Consider the following 10,134-nt stretch of genomic DNA (forward strand, 5'->3'; position numbering starts at 1 on the left):
TACTTTTGCTCTGATTGCAGGCATTACTTCTTCAGGGTTTCCTGCTTTGTGAGCTGCAATTACTTCTGCATAATCGAAGTCGTCCACTACTGTGAAATCTCCGTCAAATATTGGATCGGATACCACTACTTCATCTACTCCAGCTAATTCTAATAACTCTGCACCCATCTCAATTGTAGAGTGAGTCATTGCAATGTTTTCTTTTCCAGTTGCTTCTGCAACTTCACAAGCTCTTGAGAAGTTGGTAATTCCACTTGCAGCATGTGTTCTATAACATCCTGCACCTAAAATTGCTACTTTCATTTTTTAGTCTCCGTTTTTTTGATATATTTTTTTAAATAAATTTATTTAAAAAATTTTACCACATGGCAATATAAAAATTGCTTTTATTACAAAATTATGGTAGTATATGCCATGTAGTAATATAAATAGTTTAAAAAGTGATACTATTTAAATCTTTACATTAGCCTTTATTTAGTATTATTTTTCCTATTGTTTTTTCTTTTTTAGTAATACTGTTATTACTTTTTCTTTATTATTTTATAGATAAGTAATACTTTTAATTAAGTAATACAAATCATATAAAATAAATTTAGGTATGACTAAAACGAAAGATATTTATTGATGATTTCACTGAAAAATATAATAGTTAATATAATATTATGGAGAATTCTCATGTATGATTTAATAAAAGATGCGGTTCATGATGATGATGCTGCAATTGAAATATCAAAAATGAACAAGGATGTAACATCTGTTGTTGATGCGATTTCAGAACTTTCAATGGATGAGACAATGAAACTGGGAATGCAGTTCAAGAGATTTCCATTGGGATGTGATTTGACTGAAGTAGTTGCGGGAACCTGCGCTTCCGATTTGGAACTGATGGACTTGCTTGGCAATTGCAGATTGGCGGACACAATCGGAGCGCCAATACATATCTGCGCATATGCTTTTTCAGACATTGGCGAGAAGTTTGGAATGAGAGGTGTTGAAGTCATGCAGAAGGTGCATGAAATTGTTGACGTACCGCTTGACCTTGACCACTTTGGCGAAAACGGTGCCATGAGACTTCCAAAAAACATCAGTGGTTGCGGAGGAGAATGCTACAATAAAGGTCCTGCATTTACCGAATGCCCTCGTGGAAGAATCCATGAAAGACTGATTGATAAGGAACTTGCAGAAAAAGAAGATAAAGAGGATTGGATTAAACTGTCATCTTCAGTTGCGGTCAATGTCACTTCAGAACAGACCGGCGATGGTCACGCAGCACCATTGAGGGAAGCAGAAGACATTGCAGAACTTGCTAAAAAATACGGTAGAGGTTTGGAATCCATCATGTTTGTCGGTGACGGATATGATGAAGTGATTACCGGATTTGAAAAATCAATTGAAATTGGAGCTGACGTCATTGTGGTTGAAGGAGGTCCTTTTAACCGATGCGAAAACACTACTGAAGCTTTTGCAAAGACAATTGCCGCAGCAAGAATATTGGCACCCGGAAAAGTTGTCGCAACAAACGGTGCCTACGAACATGAAGTAAGGGCAGGATTAAGATCAGGACTGAATATGGTCATAACAGGTTTTCCAAAAAACCATCATGGATACATGTGTGGTTATGAGCCTGGAACCGCAAGAAGAGGAAAATTCGGGCTTCCAAGAATAATCCAAATCATCAATGAGGAATTTCCAAATCGTGGTTTACCCGCCCAAAAGCATGATCTTTTGGCAATAGCTACTGCAGTCAAGATTGCCGGGCCAGACTACATCTATCCAAAAAAAATTGGCGCCTACCACATAGGCGATGCACACTGGGCAACTTTGGTTCATTCCAGAATGTATCAAAACATTGAACTGAAACATACCTTAGATGAGATAGTTGGTCTTGCAGACGGAAACACCATCTCATTGCATGGTGGAAGATTCATTTCTTGGGTAATTGCCAATGAACTGGACAGATACGTTGATGAAATCATCATTTCAGATGTTGACGAATGGGTGTTAAAAAACACTGTCGATAATCTGCAGAATGAATTGAATGCAACAATTATTGCTGAAAAAGATGATAAGGTTGCAGCAAAGACTGCAAACTTTTCCATTGCTTCATCAACCATGATTCCTATAAAGGAGAATATTTTGAAAAAAGTTCCAAATGCATTAACTCTTGTATAATTTTTTGTAGATAATGAAGTAATATTTTTTTAGAAAATAGTAATTTACTCGTAGTATTATTTTTAAAAAAAGTATTACTCATAATTTTTTGTTTTTATAACTCCTTTAAACAAAAACCAACATATGTTTGATATTTTTAAGAATAACTAATTCTAGGCATGTAATTCAAATTTTTAAGACATTAAATCATTTAATTTTAAATTTGAGATATTTTTTATATTGAGCATAATTAATACTTGAGAAAAAATAAGAAAAATACAAACATATTTCAGACTATAAATATTAAATAATTGCCTATAACCCCATAAAAGAATTTTTATGCACCATTAGCCATTATAAAGATTATAAATTTGAGTAATACTTTAATAAGATTTATATGGTTATTACTACTTACTACATTATTGATTATCATATTTTTATGGTAATTCAAATATGTCATTTGGCTCAATTATATAATTAGCCGTTTCGTAAATAGCTACTGGACATAGCTATTTACACTACTCTATCTCAATTAAACAGCATATTTAACATAGTAAGCATTAATCAAATACAATAATCGTTGTGTTTGAAATTAATACATTATCTTATACATAGATTTGAGACATATATCTCTCTTGAAATAGTTATTAAAGTACTCCTCTCTTTAATAACTATACAATCTATTTTTTATTTCATCATTTACTCCGAATTCTGCATCATTATAATTACACTTCAACCCACTTTGCACTTAATATTAATATTTAGATGCAGGATGCGTACTTTTCAGTTATAGTGGTGATTTCATCTAAAATAATTCCACCATGTAAAGTTTATATTGTTACCGCTTTAGCAAACAATAGTTGACCATGATTTTCAAACTCAAATCCAATAATGATTCTTTAAAACACTTATTTTTTTAAAATTAGACCAATTAATTATTTTTAAATTATTTTAAGATGCAAGTGAGTACTTACACTCGAAAAACTTTATATATGGTCTTGAATAATGTAACCGTAGAAACTACAAGTTTCAAAAAATAAGAAAGGTGCTAATATAAAAAAATTTGCATTAATCACATTTTCATTATTGATTTTAATTATCGGTGTTGGCATTGCTTCAGCAAACGATATTAACGGTACCATTGATGATGCACCAATTCATGCAATTGATCATCAATGTAGTGTAGATGAAATAGATAATACTATTCAAAATGACACCCAGGATAACAGCATTATTTCTGTTGGAAATGATGCAGATGTTAATGGCACTATTGTCAATAGCAACAGTTCCACAGCTGCAATTGAGAATTCAAATCAAAATCCTTTAGACCAAAAAGTAGTTCCAACCGTTGGTGTAAAAAATCCAAAACATATTGATTTAAGTCCTGAAAATCAGAATTCTCTTAAAAAAGACATTGCAAAATATAACAAATACTTCCAAAAAAATCATTTAAAAACAATGTCAAACGGTAAAGAATTCTCTAAAATGGACTTGATTTTAGAGATTTACAAACACTACTCATTTGAAGACACAGTAATAATCGCAACCCATGTATTAAGGGATGGAGGATTAAAAATATCCTTCAGTGAAGTGGAAGCCATGATGTACCAAATGATTGACGGATCAGTATATACAGGTTCCAAAGAAATGAACGCTTCCTATTATAAGGATGAAATGCACAAAGCAGATAAATTACACAAATCAATTAAAAATGAATCCAAAAAATACATTGAACTCTTCAATAAACAGAATGGAAAGGCTTTTATAGACTATCCTGATATTCATTACTCATATCTTGATTTGATTTTAGATATTTACAGGAAACATTCCAGCACTGAAGAAACAATATTGATTGCAACCCATACTTTGAAGAATTGCGGTTACAATGTCACTGCAGTATCTATAGAAGAAACCTTTAATCAAATGATGCATGCATCAATCAAAACAGATAACAGTCAGTTTACTGCAATGCAGTATTTCATCATCTGTACTGAATTAAGAATTATGCATGAACAGGGCCTTACCCCTGAAGCTTTTGGTTCCTCAGTTAGGGGATTTCCGGTACAGTTATAATATAACAAGAAATTTTTTGTTTAATTAACTAGGATTTTTCCTACTCATTTTCTTTTTTTATTTTTACCTTGTAATCCTCATCTTCACAAGCTCATATAATAGTTATCTTGCTTTTGCCGGAAATTTGATATTTATAATCTGCAGTTCCTATAACCACATTATAACTTCCCGCCTTTAATGTTTTAGTATTTAATTTAGCAACACCATTTCTATCGGTTTTAACAGTGAAAATCTGTGAGCGTCCTGTGGAAGTTAATTTAATCTTAACTTTTACTCCCTTGATTACTTTTTTAGTATTTTTGTTTATAACCTTTACATTAAAGCATTTGGCGGCATTGACATGGTTTTTTACATTCGGAGCTTTTACAGTAGTTGGAGTTTTAATAAGCTTATCAATGTTTCCAAATTTATGGAATCCCATATATTTCATTTTTGGAACCTTTGGAAGTTTATGTCCACTTACAGTATTGCTTTTAAATTTAACTGTGTCCACTAATCTGCCTGAGGATACTCCAACAAATTTGCCGTTATCGTTTGCAGCATAACATTTAACTGAAGAGGATGTCTTATAGTTTTTATCTGAATTGGCCTTCCAATGAAGAACTACAATCTGCCTCCTATTTACACCATATTTGTCAGTAGCTCCAACTTTGATTGCAGCTTTAGCCAGATTTTTACTGTATTTTCCATAAGTACTGTGACGAGCATACTGTTTAAAATTAGGTGTGCAAAGGAATTCGCCAGGTTTTAATTTGCCTGTGATGATTTTATTTTTCCATACAACAGCATATTCACCATTTGGAGCTTTAATAGCAAAATGTCCAAAATTTATGCTTCTCTTATACATATAGATCTTTTTAATAGAGGACATCTTAATTTTGCCTGACTTAATCATATCTACAGCCAAACTTTCCATTTTTTTGATGAAAGTTGTGGAATCCAGTCCGCCATTCCCCACTATCCATCCATTAGAAAACACAATCAAGTGAACAAATCCATTAGAATTAGAATGTTTCACAGCGGACAAACCTTTAATGGTACAGTCTTTTACAGTGATGGTAGTTGATCCAGTATTGTCTCTTCTAAATCCTCCGACTGACTCAGTATTACTCACTTGCAAATAAAAAGAGCAGCAGTCTTCACCCGCAGGAGATTTTACTTTTGTGCCTTCATTGGTTTTAGAATTTTTATATGGAACATAATAGTTATTTTTAGAATCTTTGATTTGAACAGGTGTTTCATAAGTCCCCGCCTTTAAATTCTTGTTTAAATTGGATATTCCATTTTCATCAGCAGTGACTTCCTGATAGCTATTTGGTTTTAAATTTAAATCAAACAGGACCATTCCTAAATCATCAGAGGTTTTGTTATACTGTTTTCCTTCTATAAACATGGCAATTTGTTTATTTTTAATTGGAGTTTCATCAATACCTTTGATATGGCCTTCAAGAACGGTATCCTCTTTATAATACAAATCTATTTCATTTATCTCAATTGGAGCATCAATTCGTGAATCACTACACACATTTCCCACATAATCAATATCTGCATTTTCAGAGGAAACTATATCCTGCGAAATAATTTGTGTATTATTATCTTGAGCCGAAACGGCGCATAAACTAATTAATAAAATTAAAAATATCAAAACAATATTAAAAATCTTTTTGAAATTCAACTTCAATGCCCCAATTAGATTATATAGTGATATATGTCTAAACTATTATAAAAAGAATATTAAATTCAAATTGATTTGTGAAAAACAGCAATCAAAAAATAATAAATTTTTAACTGAAAATAAAAAATAACAAAAGGAATAATTATTTCCCATTCTCTTTAAGAGGCAAATCCACTGATTCAATCAATGAAATATGATAGACAGGCATTTCTTAAATATTATACAAGTTAATTCTTTAAAGTCATGGGCAATGGTAAAAAAGCCTATCATACGTTTAAAATAATTAGATAATCAAGTAGTCCCGAGCGGAGTCGAACCGCTGTCTCTGGGTCCAGGGCCCAGAAGGATTGCCACTACCCTACGGGACTATACAACTATTTTTAGAAATCATCATATATAAATTAAATCCATAAACAGTAGGATATTTCTCAGCCCTAATCAAGAATATGTCCAATACCATTTTAACTGAATTAAAATTGCAGTTAACATACTATGAGGCACCACAAAAAAATAATAACTCGCCCCAGTGTTGTTCAGATTTAAAAAAAATCATTCTTAAGAATCAAAAAGAAGAAAATGAAACCTGCTCAAAATCAAATAATTTCTGCCAAAACTCATGGACTAAAAAAAAATAAGAAGTGGAGAGTTTAATAAACTCTCAAAAAATTAACTAACAATTATTTAATGACAATTGTGTTTTTAGCACTGGATGCTTTGTAATAACCGTTTCCTGCAAATTTGATTTTTGCAGAATATTTGCCTTTTTGAGTTAATTTCTTAATTTTGAATACAGCTTTACCTTTAGAATTAGTTGTAGCGCTGAAAGTTTTACCATTTATTTTTAAGGTAACTTTAACATCTTTAATAGCTTTGCCATTTTTATCTTTTAAGGTAATATCGTATTTTTTAACTTTGGTTTTTGATTTGAAAGTTTTCTTATTGGTGGTTATTTTGGAAGCCTCTTTTTCGATGACAATTTTATTTTTTCCAATCACATTATTGTATTCTGTATAAATGTAATGTGTGCCCGCTTGCAAATCCAGTGAACTGGTTGCAACACCGTTTTCATCAGTTCTTGCAACATAATCCGTATTATCTACCGTAAATACAACAGTTTGTTGAGATACAGGTTTATCACCATCAAGAACGGTTACTTTAAAGGTGGTTTTGCCGGAATAAACCTGATTAATATCGGTAGCATTAAAAGTGATTTTTGATCCTCCAATCAGATTTAAAATTGAAGATATGTCAAATGAACCTGTTCCATTACCGGTCATGTTCATTATTTGGGTTAAATTGAAACTTGATCCGTTACCGAAAGTCATGTTACTGTTGAGTAAGGATGATATATTGAAGCTTGTACCATTACCAAAGCTTATACTAGTACCGTTCAATAAGCTTCCCAGGTCAATTTTGGTACCGTTACCGAAATCAAAGGTAATGTTTGAAAAGTCAAACTTATCACCACTGCCGCCTTTACCTCCAAAAGTAGTGTTGGCACCTAAACTGGAATCAACATCACTCTCATCAGCAGCCAAAGTGGGCTCATCCACAACATCAGCATTTTCTAAATCAACACTGTTTTCAACAGCAATATTTTCATCAACATTATCAATGGCTTGAACTTCATTTCCATCATCGATTTCGATTACATCAGTTGCATTATCAGCAGCGCTTACAGCAACGACAATGCACAATGAAATTAAAACCTTGAACTTCCGCCAACTTTTAAGAAGTTGGGGATTCTCGATACTTTAACATGCTCTTACTGAGTGAAATGTTAATATTTTCGAGCCGATGCCCGCGCACCGCAGGCCATGACAATCCCTATCAGGAATTGTCTTTATTATTTCTTCTAGGATTAATCTTAATCCTTCATTTTTTATATTAATACTTGCATTTAAGTCTCTGTCATGATGTTTTCCACATTTAGGACATGTCCATTCTTCTTCGCTTAATTTTAAATCCATGTATTGGTATCCGCAGTTGCTGCATTTTTGGCTTGAAGGGAAAAATCTTCCTACTTGAATTAATTTTCGGTTATTTCGTTGGGATTTGTATTTTAATTGTCTTATTATCTCATATACGGATATTCTCTGCAATTTTGGAGCCCAATGATTATTTTTAAACCATCCTTTTATATTGAGTGTTTCTAGTGCGATTATATCATTGTTTTTTACCATGTGGTGTGTGATTTTGTGATATTGGTCGTTTTTCTTGTTGATTTTTTTGTTCATTGCTTTCCAGTATTTTTGTTGAGCTTCACGATAACGTCTGCTTCCAGGTTCTTTCTTGTCCATTTCGCGTTGGTAGTATTTAATGTTTTTTTCTTCATTTGTTAAGTTTAATTCTTCTATTTTTAATCCGTTACTGCATGTTAATGGTCTTCTGATGCCTATATCAATGCCTACTGCTTGAAAACTGCGTTTCATTGGTTTGTGTTTGGTGTTGATGTTTATTATTCCGTAGTATATTCCGTTTTCTAGTTTGATTGTCATGTTGTTGATTTTGGATTCTTGTATTTTTTGTTTATGTTCTTTACTAGTTTTGAATTTAATTTTACCGATTGTGGGTACTTGTATTCTGTTTTTTCGTTCATTTAAGCGGATGTTATTGTTATTTGACTGTATTCGAAATGAGATGTTTGGATTTTTTTCTGTTTTGAATTTGGGAAATCCTACACCTTTCTCTTTTTTATGTTTATTATATGCTTTTATAAGATCAATGAAAACCTGCTGTCTACTGCTGGATTCGCTTTTTTCCAGGAACGGATATTCATTTCTTAGCTCTTTAAGTATTTTGTTTAAGTTTTTTTGTGTTGGTTTCAAATTTTCATATTTGATTTTTCCAAGCATTTTGTTCCAAATAAAACCTCGGTTGCCAATGTTTTGATTAATTTTCTTTTTTTGTTCCGTTGTAGGGTATAATCTAATCTTAACTGCTTCAGTTACATCTTGTTCTCCCCCATAATAATCATTTTCATCAATAATGCTTGACATGTTTAATATATTAGTAAACAACCATTATATAAAGAAATTGAGAGAGCGTTTGAAAAGTAATCTTGTCATGAAAAAAAATATTATATAATAGTATTATTATTTTTCTCGTTGTCTTTCTATATCTTCTTAAATAGTTTCAATATTTGCTCCACCAGTTGTTGTAATAAAATAACCTGTTTTCCAGAATGCACTTTTCCATAAACTCTTTTTTATAACTGGATATTGTTTTTTGATTATTCTGCTACTTGCACTTTTATAAGAGTTAATGAATTTAACCAGATTGGTACTTGGTTTAGCTTCAAATAAAATATGAATATGATCAACCTCCCAATTCGCTTCTTTAACTACAATACCATACCTAAAACCAATATCTTCAAAAATAATCATTAATAAATCGAAAATATCCTCAATAATCACTTTTCTACGATATTTAATCACCAATACTAAATGATAAGTTAATAGGTATACTGAATGCTGATTCCTATTCAAAATTACTGCTCATAATAAGCATTATAAGAAAATAACAATTTAAAAGTTAATAAAAATAATACTATACCCAACTTGCAATTCATCCACAACTTACAGAAGTTGTGGTATTCTTGCATATTTAGGATAAAACAAAAAAAATGTTGGTAAAATCAATATCCTTTAAAAGAGTGCCCATCATAGACATACAATCACAAATAATAATTATCTTTTTATCTGAAACTTCAAATTAATATGTAAAATAATACCCCTACCTCATCAGGTCGAGAAATCCAATAGCATTAACTCTAAAAAAAGGAATGTAGAGAAATCATATCATGAGTTTTCATACAACTTCCTACAAACTTAATTAATTAGAGACAACAGTTATATTTCCTTCAAAGGTGCATCCCTGATATTTGCCATGACCTGCAAATGTAAAGTCGCCATAATAGTTATCTTTCCCTGCATCAGGCAGATATTCGGCATTTTCAATTGTAAACTTTCCTTCCTCATCAGTTACAACATCCACAAGAGTGCCCATTTGATAACCCGGCTTGTGGAAAGTGATTGTCTGATTCGCAACACCATAACCGTAGGCATCTGAGAGAACACCTGAAAATGAGTCCCCTTCATGGACTTCAGTTGCATTAATCATCATGAAAGTTGGAACATCATTGTTGAATTGGAACCAGAACACTCCAATGCAGATTACAAATGCCACTAGTAAAATTATCAAATAATAACTTTTCTTTTCCATTAAACCACCTT

Annotated in this window: 7 protein-coding genes, 1 tRNA gene and 1 pseudogene; 2 read left to right on the forward strand and 7 right to left on the reverse strand. The window is 32.0% G+C overall.

All coding sequences use genetic code 11. The features are described from left to right. Positions 1–303, reverse strand: a pseudogene (locus ACJMLO_RS06070) (5,10-methenyltetrahydromethanopterin hydrogenase); the annotation flags it as partial. Between the two features lie 372 nt (positions 304–675). Between ACJMLO_RS06070 and hmdC the strand changes: the two are divergent. Together hmdC and ACJMLO_RS06080 are read left to right on the forward strand one after the other, a co-directional pair. Then, positions 676–2,172: a 5,10-methenyltetrahydromethanopterin hydrogenase cofactor biosynthesis protein HmdC gene (gene hmdC / locus ACJMLO_RS06075; RefSeq protein WP_405294935.1), complete on the forward strand. Its 1,497-nt coding sequence runs from the start codon at positions 676–678 to the stop codon at positions 2,170–2,172. A 1,065-nt stretch (positions 2,173–3,237) separates the two neighbouring features. After that, entirely contained in the window at positions 3,238–4,224 is a 987-nt protein-coding gene (locus ACJMLO_RS06080) for a hypothetical protein (protein WP_405294937.1), read from the forward strand. A gap of 91 nt (positions 4,225–4,315) precedes the next feature. Here ACJMLO_RS06080 and ACJMLO_RS06085 read toward each other — a convergent pair whose 3' ends face one another. From ACJMLO_RS06085 to ACJMLO_RS06110, 6 genes are all read right to left on the reverse strand, one after another. After that, positions 4,316–5,899, reverse strand: a complete 1,584-nt coding sequence (locus tag ACJMLO_RS06085; RefSeq protein ID WP_405294939.1) for a hypothetical protein — start codon at positions 5,897–5,899, stop codon at positions 4,316–4,318. 296 nt (positions 5,900–6,195) lie between these two features. Then, positions 6,196–6,267 (reverse strand) — tRNA-Gln (locus ACJMLO_RS06090). Between the two features lie 309 nt (positions 6,268–6,576). Continuing rightward, complete coding sequence (locus ACJMLO_RS06095; RefSeq protein WP_405294941.1) at positions 6,577–7,596, reverse strand: hypothetical protein; 1,020 nt, start codon at positions 7,594–7,596, stop codon at positions 6,577–6,579. 57 nt (positions 7,597–7,653) lie between these two features. Continuing rightward, complete coding sequence (locus ACJMLO_RS06100) at positions 7,654–8,898, reverse strand: RNA-guided endonuclease TnpB family protein (protein ID WP_405294943.1); 1,245 nt, start codon at positions 8,896–8,898, stop codon at positions 7,654–7,656. Between the two features lie 126 nt (positions 8,899–9,024). Continuing rightward, on the reverse strand, positions 9,025–9,390 hold the full coding sequence (tnpA, locus tag ACJMLO_RS06105; RefSeq protein ID WP_405294947.1) for an IS200/IS605 family transposase: 366 nt from the start codon (positions 9,388–9,390) through the stop codon (positions 9,025–9,027). 343 nt (positions 9,391–9,733) lie between these two features. Then, positions 9,734–10,123, reverse strand: coding sequence for a hypothetical protein (locus tag ACJMLO_RS06110; RefSeq protein ID WP_405294945.1), 390 nt, complete (start codon positions 10,121–10,123; stop codon positions 9,734–9,736). Positions 10,124–10,134 lie beyond the last annotated feature (11 nt).

Source organism: Methanobrevibacter sp. (assembly GCF_045120835.1).
Taxonomy (GTDB): Archaea; Methanobacteriota; Methanobacteria; order Methanobacteriales; family Methanobacteriaceae; genus Methanocatella.